The sequence below is a fragment of the Candidatus Lokiarchaeum ossiferum genome, assembly GCA_025839675.1.
GTDB lineage: Archaea > Asgardarchaeota > Lokiarchaeia > Sigyniarchaeales > Promethearchaeaceae > Lokiarchaeum > Lokiarchaeum ossiferum.
The window spans coordinates 2,363,463-2,388,282 of record CP104013.1; the positions used below are offsets into that span (position 1 = coordinate 2,363,463).

12 protein-coding genes are annotated in these 24,820 nt (G+C 34.3%); 8 read left to right on the forward strand and 4 right to left on the reverse strand.

The features are described 5' to 3' along the window. Nucleotides 1-331: 331 nt before the first annotated feature. The 4 genes from NEF87_RS09785 (at nucleotide 332) to NEF87_RS09800 (ending at nucleotide 9,251) form a co-directional block, all read left to right on the forward strand. A complete protein-coding gene (locus tag NEF87_RS09785; protein ID WP_457919658.1) occupies nucleotides 332-2,827 on the forward strand; it encodes a methyl-accepting chemotaxis protein in 2,496 nt (831 codons plus the stop codon). 578 nt (nucleotides 2,828-3,405) lie between these two features. Then, nucleotides 3,406-5,844 (forward strand): methyl-accepting chemotaxis protein, encoded by a 2,439-nt coding sequence (locus NEF87_RS09790; protein ID WP_371806288.1) that lies wholly within the window; start codon nucleotides 3,406-3,408, stop codon nucleotides 5,842-5,844. Between the two features lie 509 nt (nucleotides 5,845-6,353). Beyond that, nucleotides 6,354-8,801: a methyl-accepting chemotaxis protein gene (locus NEF87_RS09795; protein WP_371806289.1), complete on the forward strand. Its 2,448-nt coding sequence runs from the start codon at nucleotides 6,354-6,356 to the stop codon at nucleotides 8,799-8,801. A gap of 282 nt (nucleotides 8,802-9,083) precedes the next feature. Beyond that, nucleotides 9,084-9,251: a hypothetical protein gene (locus NEF87_RS09800; RefSeq protein ID WP_371806290.1), complete on the forward strand. Its 168-nt coding sequence runs from the start codon at nucleotides 9,084-9,086 to the stop codon at nucleotides 9,249-9,251. 109 nt (nucleotides 9,252-9,360) lie between these two features. Here NEF87_RS09800 and NEF87_RS09805 read toward each other — a convergent pair whose 3' ends face one another. Further along, nucleotides 9,361-11,022, reverse strand: coding sequence for an AMP-binding protein (locus NEF87_RS09805; RefSeq protein ID WP_457919659.1), 1,662 nt, complete (start codon nucleotides 11,020-11,022; stop codon nucleotides 9,361-9,363). Nucleotides 11,023-11,313: 291 nt separating this feature from the next. Here NEF87_RS09805 and NEF87_RS09810 point away from each other — a divergent pair, with 291 nt between their 5' ends. Then, entirely contained in the window at nucleotides 11,314-12,906 is a 1,593-nt protein-coding gene (locus NEF87_RS09810) for an ATP-binding protein (protein WP_457919660.1), read from the forward strand. Nucleotides 12,907-12,909: 3 nt separating this feature from the next. On the opposite strand, the gene NEF87_RS09815 is transcribed toward NEF87_RS09810, so the two are convergent. Further along, a complete protein-coding gene (locus tag NEF87_RS09815; RefSeq protein WP_457919661.1) occupies nucleotides 12,910-13,434 on the reverse strand; it encodes a hypothetical protein in 525 nt (174 codons plus the stop codon). A gap of 143 nt (nucleotides 13,435-13,577) precedes the next feature. On the opposite strand from NEF87_RS09815, the gene NEF87_RS09820 reads away from it, so the two are divergent. Together NEF87_RS09820 and NEF87_RS09825 are read left to right on the forward strand one after the other, a co-directional pair. Then, on the forward strand, nucleotides 13,578-14,987 hold the full coding sequence (locus tag NEF87_RS09820) for an MFS transporter (protein WP_457919662.1): 1,410 nt from the start codon (nucleotides 13,578-13,580) through the stop codon (nucleotides 14,985-14,987). 159 nt (nucleotides 14,988-15,146) lie between these two features. Continuing rightward, on the forward strand, nucleotides 15,147-16,211 hold the full coding sequence (locus NEF87_RS09825; RefSeq protein WP_457919663.1) for an NAD-dependent epimerase/dehydratase family protein: 1,065 nt from the start codon (nucleotides 15,147-15,149) through the stop codon (nucleotides 16,209-16,211). 29 nt (nucleotides 16,212-16,240) lie between these two features. Here the strand turns inward: NEF87_RS09825 and NEF87_RS09830 are convergent, their stop codons facing one another. Then, entirely contained in the window at nucleotides 16,241-16,447 is a 207-nt protein-coding gene (locus NEF87_RS09830; RefSeq protein WP_371806296.1) for a hypothetical protein, read from the reverse strand. A 428-nt stretch (nucleotides 16,448-16,875) separates the two neighbouring features. Between NEF87_RS09830 and NEF87_RS09835 the strand changes: the two genes are divergently transcribed. After that, nucleotides 16,876-23,256, forward strand: coding sequence for a hypothetical protein (locus NEF87_RS09835; protein WP_457919664.1), 6,381 nt, complete (start codon nucleotides 16,876-16,878; stop codon nucleotides 23,254-23,256). Here the strand turns inward: NEF87_RS09835 and NEF87_RS09840 are convergent. Further along, nucleotides 23,242-24,720, reverse strand: coding sequence for an MFS transporter (locus NEF87_RS09840; protein ID WP_457919665.1), 1,479 nt, complete (start codon nucleotides 24,718-24,720; stop codon nucleotides 23,242-23,244). The two genes, NEF87_RS09835 and NEF87_RS09840, sit on opposite strands and share 15 nt — an antisense overlap. Nucleotides 24,721-24,820 lie beyond the last annotated feature (100 nt).

The following is a 24,820-nucleotide window of genomic DNA, read 5'->3' on the forward strand; positions in this document are numbered from 1 at the left end:
TTGTAAGCATTCGATTTCGATTTGAAATATTGGATATATTCCAACGAAGATTCTTAGAACTTGTTCAGCGATGATTTTTTGAGAGAATGAATAAGAATTCATATAATCAATTCAAATATATAATCACGAATATGAATAGTTGCACATCAATATTGAATGGATAAATTGGATATTTTCCAAAGAATCTTGCTAAAATCCGTTCATCGATATAAAAACATATTATTGTACGAAGATAGCAAAGAAAAATGAGTTTTATTTTCAAAATTAAATATAAAATAGTCTTCTCTACTCCAAAAAAATAGAACTACAAATTATTAAGGGGAGTTTTATTATGAAAAAAAATCGAATAAAAAACAATGCTACACGAAAATTTGGACTAAAACAAAAACTAATTGTTTACATGCTCATTATGGGAATTGTTCCAGTTCTCGTTGCAAGTATTACAGGATATATCCAAACATCCAGGGGAGATAATGAAGTTTGGGAGGATAACCTTAAATCCATTGGAAAGACTAAAGCAGAAGAAATTACCACTTGGTTTGAAGCTCGGGAATCAGATTCCCGTTTTTTGGCAAAAACTCCCACTGTGCATACATATACAGGAGCATTAACTGATGGAGTTGTTGCAGCAGAAGATAGCACAGCTTTGACCGAAATTATGGAGGTTTTTGAATACGTTCTTGAGGAATATAAAGTTTATAACGAAATTTTCCTATTAGATTTAGACGGAGAAATACAAGCTCAAAAATCAAATGCAGGGTGGGAAGATGGACATTCCATTGGGGATGATCAAGCAGGAAAAGAATATTTAACAACTTGCATAACGAATAAGGATGTTGAAAATTATTGTTATCTTTCTGACTTTCGACTTTCAGGAAATGGAGAATATATCCAAATCACTACATCCGCCCCAATCCATGATCCGGATGGCAATTTCGTTGGCGTACTTGTTTTTTTTATTGACACACATTTTCTTACAGATTTAATGGCAGAAACTACCGGATTAAAGACAACAGGAGAAACCTACTTAGTAAATTATGAAGGATATTGGGTCACGGCGAGCAAATTTGACAGTACGGTGGAAGGAGAAGGATGGTATTGCACATCCGATGGAGGAAGTTATTCCGATATTCATGATATTGTTCTGGTGGAACAAATTACCACAGTAGGATTTCAAGCCGCGATAGATGGGGAAACAGATATTTTCGAGAAATCAAACTTGGATTATCGGGGAATTCCTGTAATGGGTAGCTATACATATTTGGATCTTAACGGAGCGAATCAACCATGGGTCTTAGTGACCGAAATAGATGCTTCTGAAGCTTTAGAGGTTAGTAGGTCCATGTTGGTTATTACAATCATTGTGATATCTGTTTCAGTCGCACTTATCGGCGTGTTAGCATGGTTTATCGGAGGACGAACAGCCGAGCCAATCAAGCAATTAGCTGCCACCAGTCAGATTATAGCGAAGGGAAACTATGATGCAGAGGTTGATGTCAAAGCAAATGATGAAGTTAAGGAATTAGTTGAAAATTTTACCGTAATGGTGGATAATATCAAGGCTTCTATGCAATATACAGAAAATATCTTAGAAGGACTCCCCGTAGGGGTCATGGCAGTGGATAATGATTTTAATGTGGAGAAAGTCAATGATGCTTTACTTAATATCACGGGATTTAAGCGTGACATTGTGGGCAAAAAATGCTATGATTACTTCAAAACTGAAGTCTGTAATACGAAAAATTGCCCTATTGCAATGGCCAAAAGCAAAAAAGGAACAACTGAAATGATTGATATTCCTTCGGGGAATAAAATTATGGAAGTGGGAGGTGCGCCGATCTTTAGAGAGGGCAATGAAGTCATTGGAGGAATAGAAGTTATCACCGATGTAACAGCTATACGAGGTTTGGTAAAAAGTGTTCAACAAATTGCTGGGGAAGTATCCTCGATGTCCTCACAGATCGCAGAATCAAGTAATCAAATTAACTTATCGGTTCAAGAAGTAACTGGGGGAACTCAAGAAGTTGCCAAAGGAGCGCAGCATCAAACTCAATCGGTGAATCAAATTTCAAATGCAGTGTTGAAGGTTCAAGATGTAAGTAGTAAGATTGTGGAAAATTCCGCCGAACTGGCCCAACAAGGCGCGGAAGGACAAAATATGGCTCAAAAAGGCAAAGATTTAACCGATGATTTAGTGATTCAGATCAATGAGATTACCACCGGAGCCGACAAAGTCGCTACAACTATGGGTTCTTTGGAAGTCAAGAGTAAAGAAATCAATAAAATTGTGGAAGTAATTGCAGGAATTGCCACAGAAACAAATCTTCTAGCATTAAATGCAGCCATTGAAGCAGCACGAGCGGGTGATGCGGGCAAAGGGTTTGCGGTGGTGGCTGAACAAGTCCGCAAATTAGCCGAAGATTCGAAACAAGCGGCCGATCAAATCAATGATTTAATCAAAGCCATTCAAATAGAAGTAAGTGATGCGGTGTCTGCCACGAATGATACGGTGAAATCCATTGAAAAAGGGGACACCGCGTTGAACGGTACGAAAGTCCAGCTTGATAAGCTCTTTCAAGTTATTAATCAGACCAACGTGGGTATCAAAAAGACGATCGATCAAGTTTCGGGACAAGATCAAGATATCGCAGATATTGTAAATAATGTTGAAAAGATCAATGTAGTGATAGAACAAAGTTCGGGAACCGCTCAAGAATTATCTTCATCTACAGAAGAAATGGCTTCAACTTTAGAAGAGATGAGTGCGGCAGCCGAAGAACTCAATGCCGCAGCAGATAAATTGTTTGATGAAATTAAACGAATATAATTTTTTTTTTCTGTTATGAAAATTATTTATTCTTATTTACAACATCATAAATTTCAATTGGATTAAAGAAAAAATGCACAGATTCAGGAAAAAGAAGCTTAAAAGACAAATTGATCGCTAGTAGAGAGAAAAGAACATATATGAATAATTTACGTTTGTCAATTTTATTTTTGCACCAGTTAGAACGGCAAATCTTACAGAAATATTGTTATTTACCATATACCAGCATTCTACAGTAGATATGCCGCGAGAATCAAAGTAGTAATACACCTTAATTTTTTTTTAAAATTTTTGTGAACTGAAGCACATTTTGAAGTAGAATAATAGACTAAGTAATCAACGCGCAAATCGAAAAAAAAGAATAAAATATATATTTCTCGATTCAAACCTTAAATGTTTATTGAATTACTATAATATCTATTGAAAAATTTCCAATTCTATTTATAGATGCATTTCTGTAGCTTTCATCACAATTAGTCTCAAAATCGATCATAAGTATCCAATATGAATTCATAAACTTAAGTTCATTTTGAAAAGAATGAATATCAATAAAAAAGTAAAATAATTAAGGGAATAACATGGGAAAAAAACTTAATATTAATTTTGGCTTCAAACAGAAGTTAATTCTTTATATGATCATATTGGGTGTTCTTCCAATCATTGTGGGAAGTATGATCAATTATACCCAATTTTCACAGGAAGTTGAAAGTAATTGGGAAAATAATTTAGAAGCAATTGGACAGCAGAAAGCAAGTGTATTCAAGGATTGGACTATGGCTCGGAAAAGTGATGCAGAATTTTTAGCTTCAACATACGTGTTTGAAAAATTTGCACCCATATTAACTGGAGATGAGGCAGGTAACATTACTCTAGCAAAAGCAGAGTTGATGCATGCCATGAATAATATGATAGAAACTTCTGGATTCTATGAATCAATTTATATTTGTGATACAGATGGAATTGTTGATGCAATATCACTGGCAGAAGGAAATGTTGCTATCTCAGAAGAAGGTTCAGATGAATCAGCAGAAACTGAAGTATCGTATGTTATTGATAATGCAGCAGTTCCAGGATATGTATTTTTATCCGATTTCCATTCTCAAGATGGGGACATTCAACTTGCCGTATCTGCACCGTTACATTGTGAAATGGGGGAATTTGTAGGAATTGTAGTATTTCAAGTGGATTTAACGAGTTTCTCTGACTTAATGGCCGATTCTCACGGATTGGGTCTTTCAGGAGAGACCTATCTGGTAAATCAACAATTAGAATGGGTATCCCAATCTAAATTTAGTACTGTTGCCTTATTGGAAGATAAAATTACTCAACCAGGCGCAACCCAAGCTTTAGCTGATAATACAGATGTTATTATTGAAAACGAAGATTATCGTGGAGTTCAAGTCTTCGGAGCCTATATATACATTGATGCCGTTGCCGATGCCGGATGCTCAATCGCAGGAACGGAGTGGATATTAGTTGCAGAAATTGATAGTACAGGAGAAGCATTAGTACCTGTCAAGCAACAATTACTATATACAGTCATTATTATTGCTGTTTCAATTGTTGCCATCGCAGTGATCGCTTGGTTTGTGGGATCGAGTACTGCAAACCCAATTAAAAATTTAGCAGTAGTGAGCCAAAAAATCGCAAAGGGAGAATATAGTACGGAAATCGATATTAAAGCGAATGATGAAGTCGGTGAATTGGTGGAAAATTTCTCGGTCATGGTCCAAAATGTGATGTATCAAATGGAATACAATCGGAACATTATTGATTCAACCACCAATCCCTTGCTATTGATAAATGAAGACCGAGTGGTCCAAGATGTGAATCAAGCCTATTGTGACTTAACGGGATTTTCGATAGAAGATGTAAAAGGAAAATCGGTTCGAAATATATATGCCCGGGAAGAGGATTTTATCGGAGTCGGAAACGAACTGAAAAATACGGGGAAAGTAAGTAAATATGAAATGCACCTGCAAAATAAGAAAGCCGAAGAACAAATCATGCTGTTAGATGATTCAGAGATGAAAGATAAAACGGGAACTTTCATGGGGTATTTGGTTACCTTAAATGATATCACCAATATCAAGATTTTAATACAAGCAGTCTCTCAAATAGCGGAAGAGGTCTCTTCGATGTCATCACAAATTGCCGAATCGAGTAGTCAAATCAACATGTCGGTGCAAGAAGTCACAGGAGGAACGCAAGAAGTCGCCCGAGGTGCTCAACATCAGACTCAAAGCGTAAACATAATTTCCGATGCAGTAATGCGCGTACAAGAAGTGAGTAAAAACATAGTGGCGAATTCCGATGAACTTGCTCAAGATGGTGCCGCGGGTCAAGATATGGCTCAGAAAGGAAAGGATTTGACCGATGACTTAGTCATCCGGATCAACGAAATTACCCAGGGTGCGAATAAAGTATCCATTGTAATGGGATCTTTAGAAGATAAAAGCAAGGCAATTAATAAAATTGTAGAAGTGATTTCTGGAATAGCTACGGAAACTAACTTACTTGCCTTAAATGCAGCCATAGAAGCCGCACGAGCCGGTGATGCAGGAAAAGGGTTTGCAGTGGTTGCAGAACAAGTTCGCAAATTGGCCGAAGATTCCAAACAAGCAGCGGATCAAATCAATGATCTGATTAAAGCCATTCAAGTGGAAGTCGTGGATGCTGTTAAAGCCACCGATACCACGGTTGTGGCAATCAATGAAGGACAAACGGCATTGGATGGCACAAAAGTCCAGCTAGATGCGCTATTCGGAGTAATCAACAAAACAAACGTCGGAATCAAGGAAACCATAGACAAAGTCACTACCCAAGATGGCCATATTGCCGATATCGTGGATAATGTCGAGAAAATTAACGTTGTGATTGAGCAAAGTTCTGGTACAGCCCAAGAACTGTCATCTTCCACCGAAGAAATGGCTTCCACATTAGAAGAAATGAGCGCTGCTGCGGAAGAACTCAATGCCGCAGCCACGAAACTCTTTGATGAAATTAAACGATTATAAATTACTGATTAAAAACCTTTTTTTCTTATTCATTTTTTCTTTCCTTATTAAATCCAACATCGGTTATTAAGCGCCAATAAATATCCACACACCACAGTTTCAACAGACTATACTGCCCTAATTGGCAGTTGAAGTAATAGAAAAGTCGATGAGAGAATGATTTTCTAAGATTTTTATTAATCCAAATTAGAATTTTGATTGCTAAAACCAAAAATAATATTCCAAAAATAATATTCCAAAAAAAAGGAACAGAAATACTACACACGTCACAAATTTGTCAAAAAGATCATTGAATTAAGAATAGGCGATACAAAAGTAAAAGGGAATAATTAGACGATTCATTGAAATTTTTCCATTTGTATTTATAGTTCCATTTTAAAATAATTTCATACTAAAATTCTCGAAATATGAATAGAAATGGTAGTTTTGTAACCACTAATTTGAATCTATTTTGAAATTATTTAACATATAATTCAAAATGGTGTTAATTGAATAGAAGTGATGAAAGCATGATTAAAAAACTCAAAGTTGGCAAAAATTTTGGTTTTAAACAGAAATTGATTCTCTATATGATTGTACTAGGGATTCTTCCAATCATCATAGGAAGTGTAATCAATTATACCCAGTTTTCGCAAGAAGTTGAATCTTCTTGGCTGAATAATTTGGAAGCCATAGGAAAACAAAAATCTGGAGTGTTCACAACGTGGGCAACAGAAAGAAAAGGGGATGTGGAATTTATTTCCCATACTAATGCATTCCAAACCAATACACCTATAATCACTGGAGTTGCAAGCAGCGGAGATCAAGTAGCAGCCAAAGCAGAACTCATAAGAATAATGGATGAAATGATAGAAATCTACGGATGTTACAAATCTATGTACATCTTAGATACAGAGGGACTTATTGTAGCCTTGACTACTGCTGATGGCGTCGAATCGGTGTCGGAAGAAGGGGATGATGAATCTTCTGAGTTTGAAGTATCTTATATCATTGACAATAAAGATGTTACAGGATACGTATTTATGTCCGATTTTCATTTACAAGAGGGAGATGTTCAACTCGCAGTTTCTTCTCCAATTTATGATGTATCCGGTACTTTTAGTGGAATAATTGTTTTTCAAGTAGATTTGGTGTCATTCAATGCATTAATGCAAGATACAGAAGGATTGGGTGAATCGGGCGAAACCTATGTAGTAAATAAAGATTTAGAATGGATATCACAATCTAAATTTTCCACCATGAAACTCCTTGAAGACAGTATCACTCAACCAGGAGCCATTTCTGCATTGGAAGATAATCTGGATGTCATCATTGAAAATGATGATTATCGTGGTATTCCTGTTTTTGGAGCTTATATCTATATTAATGCTGTTGAAGATGCAGGATGTTCGATTGCAGGAACCGAATGGATTTTGGTAGCGGAAATTGATAGTAAGGGGGAGGCATTGGTCCCGGTTCAAACTCAACTAATTTCGACATTGATCATAATTGGAGTATCCATTATTGCAATTGGAATAATTGCTTGGTTTATTGGATCGAGTACAGCAAACCCAATAAAGGAATTAGCCGGTGTGAGTCAAATCATCGCAAAGGGAAATTATAATACCGAAATCGAGGTAAAAGCCAATGATGAAGTTGGTGAATTGGTGGAAAATTTCTCCGTTATGGTTGGAAATATTCGCCAAAATCAAGAATTTGTTCGATTATTGGTTGATTCTTCAGCATCACCTTTAGTCCATTTGGATAAAGATTTAGTAATTCAAGATGTTGGCGAATCTTTCACCGATCTCACGGGATTTCCACGAACACATTATATCGGAAAACCGGTTTCCGTTTATTTTGAGGATGCAAATGAACTCGATCAAGCCGTTGCACTGTTCAATAAAAATGGAGGATTAACCCAATTTGAATTCAAACTAGCAAATAATAAAAACAAATCCATAATTGCCCAAATAACAGCGAAGAAACTAATATCTAAAGCGGGGGAAAATTTAGGAAATCTTACTACATTAGTTGATGTTACAATTATCAAAGAGTTAATCAAAAATGTGTCACAAATTGCTGAGGAAGTTTCTTCCATGTCATCTCAAATTGCCGAATCGAGCAGTCAAATCAATATGTCTGTGCAAGAAGTCACAGGAGGAACTCAAGAAGTTGCCCGAGGTGCACAACATCAAACTCAAAGCGTGAATATTATTTCCGATGCTGTAATGCGCGTACAAGAAGTAAGTAAAAACATAGTGTCGAATTCAGATGAACTTGCCCAAGATGGTGCCGCAGGTCAAGATATGGCCCAGAAGGGAAAGGATTTAACCGATGACTTAGTCATCCGGATCAACGAAATTACAACCGGAGCAAATAAAGTATCCATTGTAATGGGATCTCTAGAAGATAAAAGCAAAGCAATTAATAAAATTGTGGATGTAATTTCTGGAATTGCCACGGAAACCAATTTACTCGCGTTGAATGCAGCCATTGAGGCCGCTCGAGCAGGAGATGCAGGTAAAGGGTTTGCAGTTGTAGCAGAACAGGTCCGGAAATTAGCTGAAGATTCCAAACAAGCGGCGGATCAAATCAATGATTTGATTAAAGCCATTCAAGTGGAAGTGGTAGATGCAGTTAAAGCCACTGATACAACTGTAGTCGCGATCAATGAAGGTCAAACGGCTTTAGATGGCACGAAAGTCCAGTTAGATGCGCTGTTTGGAGTAATCAACAAAACAAATATCGGAATCAAGGAAACTATCGATAAAGTCACCACACAAGATGGCCATATTGCTAATATTGTGGATAATGTCGAGAAAATTAATGTAGTCATTGAGCAAAGTTCAGGGACCGCTCAAGAACTTTCCTCATCCACAGAAGAAATGGCTTCGACCTTGGAAGAAATGAGTGCCGCTGCAGAAGAACTCAATGCAGCAGCAACCAAGTTATTCGATGAGATCAAACAATTATAATTTATTTCTCACTTTTTTTTCTTCCTTTTAGTTAAGGGTGACATAATTTTATATAATATAATCTGATATTTTTCCATCAAATAAAAAGGTCGAATTTCATATACATTGAGTTGCTTCAACTATATATATAAAGAAAGGAGATGAATGGAAATGGAAATTAAGGAAAATGCCCAGAAATATATTTCTTCGTTGGGATCTAAGTTGAAAACACCTTCCGTCATGATCTATGAAAAAACATATAAAAGTTGATGTGGAACATCCAGTTATCTTAAAATCCGTGTTATGAACAGTGAAGAAATCTTCGATCCAGAATCATATGTTATTCATAAATTGGATAAGGTTCCATTTCCAATCTATGTTGAAGCAAAACTTCAGGATCTATGGAATTCTTTGGTTATTTACGTGGATGGAAAATATAGCTACAAACAATTAATGATCATGAAAGATTGAAAATCCGTTGGAATGAAATAAGTCGACAAACTTCGCGATCTATGGACCCCGTGCCCTCGGATGATGGATAGTTATGGAATTAAAAAAAAAGAGACTGATTTTTTGCAATTTACTTCTTTTTGTTTTTCACGGCACTTGGAACCATTTTTGGGCCCAATTTACCCGCTTTTAGCATATCAGTAAGAGTATCACGTAATTTATACTTTTGAATCTTTCCTCTACCACTCAAGGGTAATTCAACATCAAAATTTACAAATCTTGGCACACTAGGGCTGTTAATTTTCCCATAGCAATAATCGACTACATCTTGCTCAGTTAATTTCGATTCTGGAGGACGATGAACAACAGCAGCAACTAATTCACCATATTCTTTATCGGGAACGCCCACAACAGCCACCTCCATAATATCTGGATGTTGGATCAGGAAATTTTCAACCACTTTTGGATAGACATTGAATCCGCCATAGATGACCATATCTTTCTTTCTTCCGACGATTTTGAAATAGCCATTCTCATCCACTGTAGCTAAATCCCCAGTGTGAAGATAACCTTTATCATCGATTGGTTGAAATTCAGATTTTAAATATCCTTTCATAACGTTGTATCCTTTAACTACGAGTTCTCCTTTTTCACCAATCGCAACTTCTTCATTATCATCATCAAAAATGCGCACATCAATATCAGGTATGGCTTGTCCCACAGATTCAACTCTGTTTTCAAAAGAATCATCAGGTTTGGTCAAAGTAATGATAGGACTTGCTTCAGTTAATCCATAACCAATAATGATATCTTGCATTTGCATTTCATTAATAATCCCTTTCAATGTATCAGGAGGACAAGGGGCACCTGCGATAATCCCAGTTCGAAGATGAGAAACATCGATTTCAGGATGATCTTTTAAATATCTTAAGTATCGCATGAAATGAGTTGGAGTTCCATGAGCCACAGTCACACCTTCATCCATAACCTTTTTCATTGCAATTGAAGGTGTTTGATCCAACAGTGGGATCATGGTTGATCCGGTCAAACAAGCCGTTGTAATTCCCAAAGTATTCCCAAAACAATGAGAAAAGGGCACAGGAATTAAATATTTATCAGAGGGGCCACATTCCATTACATTGGCAGTATCAACCGTATTCCGAATAATGTTATAATGAGTTAATTGTGCACCTTTTGGTGTTCCAGTGGTCCCTGAGGTATATAGAATGAAGGTGACATCATCTTTATTGATGGAATCTTGCACTTCATGTAAGGCTTTTAAATTTGCTTCATCCAATGGAACATTCATCACGTCTTTCATGTTCACGATGCCTTCCATCTCAGATTCAACTTTCTCAGGATTATCCATCAACACAATGTTGCGAAGATCAGGCACCTCAGAGCGAAATGATTCCACCATTGGAATGTAGTCAGAGGTACAAATGATGGCAACAGACTCAGAATGGTGCATAATGAATTTTGCTTCGTGAGGTTTATACCACGAATCCATTGGAATTAAGGTAACTCCAATTTTAGGTAAAGCAAACCAAGCAACAATCCACTCATAAATATTGAGGGCCCACACTCCGGCTCGCTCTCCTTTTTTCAAACCTAATTTTTGTAATCCAATTGCAAGTTTTTCGATATCTTCATGGAGTTCTTTCCAAGTTTTTCGTAAATTGTCAAAGACTGCCGCTTCAATAGTAGGATAAAGACCAGCTACAATATCGATCAATCCACCAATTGTGAGGTTTTTTTCCATTTCAGTAAGAATTTTATTATCAATAGCCATGTTTACTAACCCATTTTATTCCCATTTTCATAAATAGGATAAATTGTGATTAATTTATTCTCATTCAAATTTAAAAGCTGTTCTACCCTCACTGAAATGAATTCCAAAATTGTTACAATATTTGAATTATTGGGAAATTTCATATGGTATTTTTTACATTATGCAAATTTTCATCAGTTTGATGAATGAAAATCGAAGGGACTAGATTAGATCACGTATGAAATCATGCTTTTTCATTGTACATGTTAAGTTTATTTTTCAAAATAGCATACTATTTTTTATAGATAAACCATGCAAAATAATACTGAAAAAAATGATAGTAAGTACCATCAATTCTTTGAAACAATTGAAGATCCGATTGTAGTTTTCCAGATTGATAATGATGGTTTACCATCCTTTTTTTCCGAGGTAAATGAAGCCGCTTGTAACTTGCTGGAATATTCTCGAGACGAATTACTCTGCAAAAAACCCCAAGAATTAGATGAAAAATTCAAAATCAATACTGAATGGTTTGTGAAAGAATTACTTGAGACCAAATATTTACGGTATGAAGGGAATCTAATACCAAAGGGGAATAAAAGCATTCCTGTAGAAATTCATGCCAAATTAATTAATAATTATGACCCTCCATTGATACTTTCTGTTATTCGAGATATTTCGGATAAAATTCAATTTGAAACAGCCCAAATGGAATTATTTGGAGCTTTTTCATCAAAATTGAAGGGAATCTTTCAAGCCTTTCCAGATCTATATTTAAAAGTGGATTATGAGGGCAAAATTTGCGATTCTTATGCAGAAGATTATTCAAAATATCAATTAGAAAATGCAGACAATTTAAACAAACGAATTTCAGAGATTTTACCCAAAGAATCAATTTTCCAGATATTACAGGGTTTGAAAGAAGTTAAAAGAACAAACCACCTAGTAACAGTCGAATTTCAGTTAAATAAAACAAAGGAAGACCAATTTTTTGAAGCACGAATGGTTCCTTATGATCAACATCATGCAATAGTATTATTACGTGATATCTCAAAAAGAATTCAAGCTGTGCGTGCACTTGAGTTGGAACATGAAAAAAAAAGAAGGCTGGAATCCCAACTTCTCCAGCGTCAGAAGATGGAAGCCATTGGACAACTCACGGGAGGCATTGCCCATGATTTTAATAATATTCTGATGTCTATAGAAATGAACGCAGATCTCGCGACATCCATCTTAGAACAACAAAATCAAAAAATAGATGCGATTAATGACCTAAATGAGGCAGTAAAGCGAGGGAAAGATTTAACTAATCGGTTACTTACTTTTAGTCGAAAAAAGCCTATTAAAGCAGAATTAATGAACTTGAATAGAGGTATAGAAGATATACAAAAAATGCTAAAGTGGCTCATTCCTAATGAAATAAAACTTGTTTTGGATTTAGATCCAAGAATAGGACTTATCAGGACGGATCGGATCCAATTCGATCAGATAATTATGAATCTTGCTGTCAATGCACGAGATGCAATAGTGGAGGCAAATTCACATCGAGAAAAGCGACAAATCCTTATATCTACTACCATAATTACTCTCGATCACGCAATTGAAACCAAAATATCTTTCATCCCTCCAGGAAAATATTATGTAATGAATGTCCAAGATACAGGCATAGGTATGACTACAGCTACCCTTGACCGAATTTTCGAACCCTTTTTCACGACTAAAGAGGAGGGAAAAGGAACCGGAATTGGATTAGCAACAGTATATGGAATTGTAAAGCAAAATAATGCTTTTATTCATGTAGAAAGCAAATTCGGCCAAGGAACAAATTTTCAAATATATTGGCAAGTTGAACAAGACCCGAAAACAAGAAAAAATGGAAAGGATAATGAATCTGTTGTTTTTTAATTGTTATAATTTAAAATCAGAAAAAATTTGCCGCATTGTTTTCATCAGTTGATTGAGACTAACATCATTAAAGAAATAACCCCAATATTTCGAAATTTGCAATAGAAGATGGATATATTGATCAGCATATTGTGGTTGCTGGAAATCAGCTAATAAAAGATATCCAATACATTCATAATTCAATTTGATCTGTAGGATTACCATTGTTTGTGTTGTATCCCAAAGAAAAAGTTGTTTGGAAGAAGGTAAATTGCGAGGAAGAACTGATTTAGAATGTGAAAACTCGAAATCTTCAAACATATAGCAGGTGATTTGACTTTTATCTATTATATCGTAGTATTTGATTTTTTTAGGAGAAGTTAGGGTAAAAAAGAATTCTAAACTTTTTTGAATCATAATATTCCGATTAGTTAGAGTTGATATCTGCCTCATGAAATCTAAAATGATTTCCTTATCAGCATTTTTTTTTAGATTCTGAACCTCATTACTGATTATATTATTTTCCTTCTCAGAGGTTTGAATAGTCATTTGTTTTATTTCTCCTAGATAAATTAGGAATTGTAAACTAAATAAAACTTTCAATGATCAAAATAAGCATTTCTACTAACTGAACATTTATGATTAAATTCAAAAATGCTATTTTTTTATTTGTTTAAACCATAGTTTATTTCATGGGTGTTCAAGAAACAAGTAATTTATTGCTTATTGATGATAAGGTGTCCATTAAAACAAAGATTGCCTTTGGTCTATCTGGAGCTTCATCTTCGGTCATGGAAGGAATGGTTTTCGGCTCTATTACATATTTCTACAATGTTAAATTGCTCCTTGATGGCGGTCTTATTGGAATTGCATGGATCATTTTTGGATTTTGGAATGCTTTAAATGATCCTATACTAGGGATCATGCAAGAAAAAACACAAAGCAAGTTGGGAAGAAGAATTCCCTATATTCGATACGGATCATTGTTTTTTGGAGCATTATTTATTCTTAGCTGGATCCCTCTCTTTGGAAGAAGTGAGACAGCATTGTTTATTAATTTTATTTTAGTTCTATTTTTATTTGACACGATATTCACGTTAGTTGGACTTGTTAATTATTCGTTGCCTGCCGAAATGGCGATGACTGCCAAGTCACGTGCGAGTATAAGCGCATATACCACAATTTTAGGCGCCATAGGCGTTTTAATCTCAATGGTAGTCCCAATGATACTATTCACAGAAGGGCGAGACTTACCACCATCATTCTATCCAACTATTATCATTATTGGACTAGCAAGTACCTTAATAATGTTTGTTTCCAGTTTCTTTTTGAAAGAAAATCAATATGCCCAACAAGAAGAAACTCTCGGGTTCTTTGAATCTATAAAATGGTGTTTGAAAAACAAGCCTTTTTTAATTAATGAAGTGAATTTTTTCTTTTTCCAGATAGCTTACACAATCTTAACGAGCGCAATTTTTTACTATGTGGATTTCGTTTTAGAATTGGGAGGAGATCAATCATTTTATCCGGTAATCGCGGTTTTTATCACCATTTTTATAGCTGCGGGATTCATTAGCACGAAAGTTGAAAAATGGGGGTTAAAAAAAATATATATCGGTTGTCTCCTATTTTCTGGAGTGATGTTTTTCATTGCATATTTTGTAGGATCCTATTTCATACCCGGAGTAATTATGATGGCACTGATTGGGTTTGGGATCGGTGGACGAATGGTGACTGAAGGAGTTATCATGGCCGATATTATTGATTTTGATGAAACTCAAACCGGCAAAAGAAGAGAGACCACCTATGCGGGAGTAAATGCATTATTTATTAAACCAGCCATATCGATTGGGAACTGGTTATATTTAAAAATATTCGGAATCTATGGATTTAATCCTGAATCCGCAGTGCAAGGTCCAGATGTAAAAGACGGAATTTTACTCGGATTTTTCTTGATTCCAGGGATAATTATGCTCATTAGTGCGTTAGCAATGAAATTTTATCCATTAGATGGACCAGAATGGAAGAAAAAGAAAATTGAAATGCAATTGATCCATCAACAAAAAGAAAAAGATTTTTTGAGCATTTTAAAAAAAAAGTAAATTCTACCTATAGATTTATAGGTGTTTTTTTCACTCTTTATATAGATTAATCCATACGAGGAAATTATTCTAAATCAGTAGATATAAATAGAAGAAATGATATGTAGAATAATATATAGATTTGTTAAATCTACCTACCCTACAAAAATGGTGACTCATATGAAAATTTTACTTACAGGTGCGTTTGGAAATGTTGGTTTAAGTACTTTGGACGAACTCCTTTCTCGGGGATATTATGTGTCTGTATTTGAATTGGATACACCCAAAAATCGAAAATTGGCTCATCACTATGGAGATCAAATTGATATGATATGGGGAGATCTAAGAGAATTTACCCAAGTTGAAAAAGCGGTGCGTGATGTAGATATAATTCTTCATGTAGGTGCAATAATTCCTCCATTAGCCGATAAATTTCCCGAATTAGCCGAAGCAGTAAATGTAGGGGGAACTAAAAACATTTTACAAGCGATGGCTCAACAACCAATCCCCCCCAAAATAGTTTACACTTCTTCAATTTCAGTGTATGGCGATAGAAGACAAAATCCCTTAATAAAAACCGAAGATCCACTAAAACCAAGCAAACATGATCTCTATGGACAGCAAAAATTGAAAGCCGAACGGCTTGTACGCCATTCAGGCTTAAGCTGGTGCATCTTTCGATTAACTTATATTACTTCTATGGATAAATTGGACTTAGATCCCTTGATGTTCGAAATGCCTCTTGAAACGTGTATTGAGATAGCCGATACCAAAGATGTAGGGCTTGCTTTAGCCAATGCTGTTGAATCGGAAGATATTTGGGGTGAGATATTAAATATTGCAGGAGGACAAGCATGTCGTACAACATTTGGAGAATATTTAATAAAAATGCTGGATCTGTTTGGTTTAGGATATGATCGATTCCCTGCAAATGCCTTCTCCAATGAAGAATTTCATTGTGGATTTATGGATACTCAGAAATCACAAGAATTATTACATTTTCAACGTCAAACTCTTAATGACTATTACAAGGAAGTGGCTAAAAAAGCTAAACCCACCAGATGGTTAGCTAAATTATTCCAACCCATTGTCAGAGCAGTTATCGTAGGTAGGAGCCCATATTACAAAATAAAACGAAGAAAATCTCCAGCTCGAATGACCATTGGCCAGTATTTGAAACAAATCAAACGCACCTATTTGATTATGAAGCGTTCAATTGAAATTGAAGATACAATTACAGTTTAGATTCCTTTTTTTTCGGTTTTTTCCATATTTCAAACGTGAATCTTCAAAATATGTTTAAACGCGGGATGCGTAAGACACAAATCCTTATCAATTATTTTTTGCTTCAATTCATGAAATTGCTCTGTTAAATCTGCCGCAATAAGATCCAATTCACAATGATCACATACATTAAATTGTTCTCCTAAGAGATTTGTATATATTGTTGTTCCATTTCGGTTACAAAATTCACACGTCATTTTTATATTTCCCCAAAGTAGTACTATGAACAATTTTTCCATCAAACTAATCAAAGATAGACAGTCTTATGATTTATTGAATTTGTAAAACAGATCTCGAGCACTCAAAAAATACATGATCATTTAAAATCCAATGATAATCCAGCGATTACATCATTAAAAGCAATAGGATAAGTTGCTTGGAATTAAATACGGATCATAGATATCAAAACTCACAAAAAATTTCCAGATTCTATACAAGTTATCTTAGTTTAAATGACATTTCTTTATACAAAAATCAAGATCTTTTGACAATAGTAATTTTTAATAATCAAATCATTTAAAATTGTAATTTCAGATATATTTATAACAGCAAGCAAAGGTCATTTCTAATGAATTTGGGATTAATTTATTATAAATTTGGATTTAGAGGGCAAAAATTTATAAAAATGAGTGTTTTGATAATAATCTGCAGTCTTTTTCTATCGAAATACACAAATTTACCTTTGATTTCGCAGCATGACGACTCAGACGATTCACCGCAAATACATATAGTCAATGAATTACCCAACCAAGATACAATCGAACCCTCTGCATCGTTATTGTCATACACATCCAATAATGTTTCCCTTTTTAACGTCAGCGAGTCAATTTTTAGTATAGCGCCGCAAACGTCCTTAGATATTGATTCCGAAAATCTCACCCTCGAAATTCCTTCTGGCTGGGACTTTGAAAATGCGAGAATGAATATTTCGGATCTATACAAATCATGGGAAGTAATACAAAATCAGAATATTACCGGTTCGGGAGAATTTTGGGATTTTGATACTAATATACCCTTCGTAGATCCTAATACTTTATATTTTATTGGAGACTCCACAACGGGAAATCTTAAACTTAATGGAAGAAGTAATAAATACTCTTCATATTTTGATGGAGATTATGCTTCTTGGTCCCAGACAGTTACCAATCCAGAAAATGATCTTCAAATCTATGAAAGTGAGTTGATTAGAGAGAATTCTAATCAGACACTGCTTCAAAATGATTTTTCAGTCAATCCTTTCTGGCAACCCTTACTTAATTTTCCTTATGGGGGAACTAATGGAACATCTATTTATGAAGCAGAATATGACCCATCGTCAGAATATTTATCTACTTATATTAAGGCAGGAAGTAATGAACTTTCCCTAGGAAATCCATCCGTAGGGTGGCAAACTAATTTTACTAATCCTAATTCACTGTCTTTTAAAGCAAATCGTTTTGAATTAACTGTTTCTTGGAACTTAGAAAGTATAGACCTTGAAGCCGAGGATAACTTATCAATAATCATTCGTATTGATGATCAATATGTGGATGGTAGGATTGATGTGGACGGGAATACCTATTTAGATAATGCAACTGAAATCACCATTGAAAATTCCGTAGTAAGTGGTGTACTTGATCATGATACTATCACCCGGACTTTTGATATTACAGAGATGATTGATTCATCAAAAGAGTTTCACACTATTGATTTTGGAATTTGGTTAGAAAATATTGATGAAACTAATGATGAAGTTCGAGTCAATTTTGCTGCGCTTGAGATCAAGGCAATTGAAGAAGACCAATATAAAACAGGGGAATTATCTTTTACTTGTGAAATTGATATGGATAAATATATTAATTTTGTAGATGACTGGCAATTATTCTACTCTTTTTCTAATTCAACATCTGTTGATTTTCATCGAATAGGTTATGTATCAGACTATTTTTCTTCATTAATAGGGACTCAGCGGATAAATGTGAATTTGTCATCCCATTCACGATCTTTTCTAAATCAGCAAGAGTATCGCTTTTCACTTGGTTTAGTAGGGGCAAATAATAATACAACTCTAGAAAAAGATACCCTTTTTGTATATTTTGATGATATTTCACTATGTCCTATTTATAGATCCACCAATTTTTCAAAAGCTCAACTTCAAATATTCAACGGTACAGGATATGAACAAGTTGTAGAATCTTCCTTTGATTTTTTAGAATCTGTCCATAACAATTACATAAATGCAAGCTTTCTTATTAACAATCCCGACTATGCAAATTCACAATTAAATTTTATTAGTTCCTTGTCAGTGAATAATTTTCAAGAAAATTTAGCACAGGCAGATTTTTTTATTGATGTTAATGATTTAACCAATGGAAATGAAATCAAATGGAATGTATCTTATAATAATTCAGATACCTTCACGCATTTTTCCTTGAATAATTATGAAAATTTTAAGATATCTTATTACAACTTCACGATTATTGATCTCCCAGCCTTAGATTCCTTAGGAAAAGATTCTATTGATTGGGACTTTCGAGACTATTATGACCCTTCCAATACAACCCCAAATTATGCAACGGCAGTTCATACGAATGGTACCCTAAGTAGTGGTACACATCAGAATGTAACAATTGTTAATGCAACGAAATTGGAGGATTTTTATATTAATGGAACATGGATATTGAAATTTCTATCGCAGAATTATATTGAGGATTTAAAATTGAAATCTTCAACGGGTTCAATTATACTGCCAAAAGTGTATTTCGGAAATGAAACCAAAATTAAAATCAATCAAATTTTTCCATCAGATTTGACGGGAAATTATAGAACTGAAATCAGGAATGCAAGCGATATAATAATCTCTTCTTTTCCAAAATTTAATTCAAGCATTGTAGGCAATCTTTCGTTGGATTGGAGTGTTCCGAATTTGTTACCAGGCGAATATAAAATAGTTGCATACTGGAATGATTCAACGACGGAAAATCAACAATTTTCAAGAGTGGGATTTCTTACCTATGATTTTGAAATATGGGGTCAAACCAAGGCAAATTTACTTAGAAGCCCAGATGTTCTGAGCCCATCAGACAAGGGAACGTTCTACTTTAATTTTACTAATTATTTTGGGAATACCTTATCCGGTATCGAGCCGTATGTTACTCTTTATTGTTTGAATACGAGTAATAATTGGGGATTGGAATGGTCACCTTACCAATACTTGGTGACTGGGGTTATAGAGAATCAAACAGATGGATCTTACGGAAATTATTCACTCGAGTTTCAAACTCGCTATGTGCCAGATGGAGCCTACAATGTATCAATTATTATCGAAAAACCATTTTATGATAGCCAATCTCTTCTTTCATTAATCAATATTACAGGATCCGAGATGTTAATTGATGTTATTTCAGGAGGTTTTAATTTAAACGCCACCCATGCTCTATTGGATTCCAATAATATTCCATATTTGAATGATACAAGTCATACTTCAATAGTCCTATATTTATATGACACTTGGAATTATCCTTTGGAAAATGGGTTAATTTCAGGAACATATAATGGATCTGACAGGTCATTTTATGCAATCGATTTGTATAAAAATTCTCAAAATGATCAAGATCTTGGAAAATATGAATTAACTTTTGATACAACGGGATTAAACGCAACAAATCCTGCCATCGGAAATTATAATTATTCCTTAACCCTATCTATCTCAGCTGAAGGATATAGTTCAATAAATCTTGAGATTTCCAGCAATATACTACCAATTCCAACAGAATTAGCATTATCAACAATTAATTCGGTATATGAAGGAGAGTTACTGGAATTGTTTGCAACTTATTCTAACATACTCAACCCGAGTTCCCCAATTTTATTGAACAATGCAATTTTAACATGGATTTTACAAAATTCGACTCATTCAAATTTAATGAGTGGATTTTTTGAGAATGTTTTCTCGGGAATGTATGAAATAGAACAGAATCTCTCCCCAACTTTACAACCTGGAACATATGAACTAATTATTAATGGTAGTCAAGAAAATTGTGCTTTTGCTTCAAAGACAATTTCTAATTTCAAAATTTTATCTAAAAACAAGACCTATCTTAATATTGGTGGATATGAAGGGTTGCAAATTGGGACTACGATGACTATCACTGCAGTATTAGGAATAATAAATGGAACAGTTTTACCAAGTCAAGAAGTGACTTTTAATTTAAAAAATGGTGAAGATTATTTAATTAATATCATCGAATATACGAATGAATTTGGGATTGCGTCAGTATCACAACCACTTTACCCCTATTACGCAGATTTAAATTTGACATTAGAAGCCGTTTATGAAGGAGGTCCTACTATGAGAGGTATTTCAGATTCAATAGAGAATATTCATATTAAAGGAAAAAATGAAGTAAATCTGACAATTTCTTCAATATCCCCAATACGAGTGGGATATTCCCCCATTATATCACTATCACTGTCAATTGAGAATGTAGAAGATTACTCTGAATATTTTATTACTCTTTCAGGATGGTATGAAAATAATTCTCAAACTTATATTGTCAATCAACAATTACTCGTGAATTCTCACGGGTTAACGTCTTATGAAATCCCTCAAATAGACGCAGGTTATGATAATTTGACTTTCTTTGTCTATTTTACAGAAACTGAGATTATCTCGTATGCATCCAAATTTGAAACATTCGGAATTATTGCAAAATGGGAAACAAATCTGACGATATCACATTATCCCGAGCAAATTCGACCCGGATATTATTTTGAATACGATATCGAAGCAAAATTTTTAGATCAATCATGTCCTGAATCATTTTTCCAACTCCCTGTTGAAATAAACTATTATTATTCACAAACACATATCACCCAAATACTATATTTTGATGAAAATGGGAATATTTCAGTTCAAATTTTAGTTCTTGATGAATTTCAAGGTGGTTTCAATATTTCACTTTCGTTTTCGGGTTCAGAAAAAATTGATCTCGCAGAATTTCAATTCAACTATTCAAGGGTTCTTCCAAAGTGGCAATTAGAGTTTGAATTTGAAATAGTTTCTGATTATTTTCAAATAGGGTATGAAGCTGAAATTCTCATTTCTGCAGCCTTTGAAAATGCATCTTGTACAGAAAATATCTATGGAAAATCCATTTTCGTTCAAATATCCTACCACAATCACTCAGATCTCCAAGAAATTTATTTTAACCTTCAAAATCAAACATATCTTAACTTTCTAATACCCCAAGTTGAAAAAAACACGCTCAACTTATCGGTAAGCTTCTTGGGTACAAGTAAAATTAATCCAAGCCAAAAAAATGAATCATTTGAAATTAATGAAAAGTGGAAACCATTACTGAGAATTTCTCCAGAAAAACCAAATTTGCGTATGGGAGAAACAATAAATATCTTGATTTCTGCCTCAATATTTGATTCTCAGTTTTCTGGAGATTTTGAATTAAATTTCCCAATAATATTTTCCATGGTGTACGATCAAAATACGATCACTTCTGAAATAACCCTTGATTCAGACGGGCAATATTCGGTAGATATTCAAGTTCCAATAATGAACAGTCCAATATTAAATATCACAGCAATTTTTTTGGGATCAGCTAAACTGCAACAAGCAATCATTTTTACATCATTTGATATTCTTCCTCAGTTATTAACAAAATTAACATTACTATCTCCTCCAACGATTTCTGAGCTCCAAGGAAGATTTTTGAACTTTAAAATTCAACTATTTTCATTGCCCAATAATGAAACACTGGAAGATCAGCAAGTTGTTTTTATCTTAAAACAAAATTCAATTATTTTAGACAATTTTACACGAGTTACTGATGAGGAGGGAATTGTGGAATTGAGTTTAACAATTGAAGAAGCGGGAAGTTATACTTTAGAGTATTCCTATTTAGGTCATTCCATTTTTATCCCATTAATGGATCAAATTCCAATTGAGATCAAAATTGAAGACCCCTTTGAGTATTATATTTTAGATAATCTAATCCCCATTTTAATTAGCCTTTCCTTGACATCAATAATCATTGTAAGTTCATATAAATTTGTTTATATCCCAAGAAAACGTAAAAGAGTTAAAGATCTAGTTGATATTAGAACAAAATTTAATGATTTAGAGAATTTGCAACATCTTTTTATTATTAGCAAGGAAAATGGATTAACTTTATTTTCCCATTCCTTTTCTGATAAACGCATTGAAGAAAATTTAATAAGTGGATTTATTTCCGCAATATCTTCCTTTGGCGTTGAGTTAGGAGGGCGAGTTAAACAAAATGCAACTGAATCAGATGAAGTATCAAAGTTGAAAGAACTTTCTTACAACCAATTTAAAATAATAATTGTAGAGGGGAGTCTTATGCGGATTGCATTATTATTATTAAAATCTCCAAGTCCCTCGTTGCAAACTAACGTTAAGACTTTTCTTACATCCTTTGAAACTACGCATACAGAATTTCTTTCAAAATGGCATGGAGCAATACCGGATAAAGAACCAATTCAGAGAGCTTTGGAAAAGTATCTCTTTGTCCATTTCATTTATAATTACAAATTGATACTTACTCGCTTGCCAGACTACGAGAGAAAATTAAAAAGTAACTCAAATACTATAAAAATTCTCTCAGTTTGCAGAACATATTTTGGAAACTTATTCACAATGAAAGACGTTATTGAACATATGTTGACCTACGAGATAGGAGAAGTTGAAACGTTTAACATTCTATTGAAATTGATGAAAGATAATCTATTTATACCTCTAAATACCCAAAACCAAGAGCTGGTTTTAGAATATTTACCATCCATAGAGGATTTGACTTTAGAGGAGCAAATAGTATTAAAATATATCTATGATGGACACACAGACATTTTAAAACTTTCGGATTTAACCCACATCCCCGTGATTATTGAACCGATACATCAACTTCAAAAAAAAGGGTTGGTAACAGAGTTAAATGAATTAACTGAACTCGGAAAGAAAATTGCGATTGTTCTAAATTTAGTCAACAAGTGAATTATTTGAAGTATTATTGGAACTATATTCAAACTTCACTTTCTTCACGAATAGTACCGCGATAATAAACATCAAACTCGCGAGAGGAAGGAACACTACTATAATTTGAGGATTTTCTGTATTTCCTTCAAAAATCAGCCCCGTGAAGAAATCACCGACAGCATACGCAATACTTAAGGCAAAAAGAAAACTTCCAAAATATGCCCCCGATTGATTTTCATTTTCATTTTGTTTCAAATATAATTGTTGCTTATCAACAAAATTACTAATGATTGGATTTGGTAAAATAAAACCGGGTACGATGCTAGCAATTATTCCACCAAGAACGAAAACAGCAATGGCAGAACGAATAATTTTAACCATAGGTATCAAAAATAACAAGCCAAGTATTAAAAATATAGCTGCGGCAGTAGAGGAAATTAAATAAGTCTTTTTTAATCCTTGCTTCTTAATGGTTTTTGACCAAAGGATAAAACCGATTCCAGCAAAAGGGGTTAAATATAAAGCAGCAAGAAAGAAATCTTCAGATTCTAACTCCAAAACATAGGTGAAAATGAAAAACATGATCTTTAAGATAATTTGTAACGAAACATTCCAAAAGAAAGAACTTAACAAATATCTTCGGTAGCCTAAATCTTTAAAAGGTGAAAGAAGTTGTAAGACAGTTTCTTGAATAGTCAAATATTCTGTTGAAGCAATTTGCGTATTACTTTCAAGTTCAAAGTGAAATTTTTCATCGACGGAATAAAATGTAACAATCGTTAATACTCCAGATAGGAAGGCAAAGCCTATGGCCATCCAAGGAACGATTTTTAAAATGCGTTGACCATCAGGAGTAGTATGAAATATCGCAGTAGGATCTTCTAAAGTTCCTAAAAGAACAATAGGAAGGAGAAAAGCAACGACCGAAGCAATAATGCTAAAAATTCCCTGAATTTTTGAGATTTGTACACGATTATGCACGGTTTGACTTTGTTCTGGAAGCATGCTCAAATAGGTGCTCCGAATAAGAGCATAAGAAAAATAAAAGATCAATAAAAACATCCACATTTGAATAGCAATATTGAAATCTTTAGATCCAGGAGCGTCAGCTTTGGGAGAATACCAAAGAAGAATGAAGGAAAAAACATATGCAGGTAGCCCTAACAGAAGTAATGAACGACGTTTGCCCAGACGATCAACCTTTTTTCGGTCAGCAATTAATCCAGTAAGAGGGCAAGCGATCGCATTGATAATGAAACCTGAAGATGTTCCGATAGACACTAATATAGGGCTTAACCCAATTGTATATACAAAATAAATCATAATCAAAGCCCCACAAAACGAAAAAGGCAAAATTTGACCTAAAATTCCTGCAGAATAGCCATATAATCGCGCTCCGTGCAATTCTCGCAAAGGTTTTTCTTTCGTATTTTTTGAAACTTCAACTTGATCTAACACAAAATAGGTAAAGTCAAAACTCATTTAATCTCTAGGATTGCCAATTTTTAGCGTCGCTAGAACAAATAATCTCACAGTAAAAATTAGGCATCATTTCAGAATTACTATGCGGAACAATAGTTTT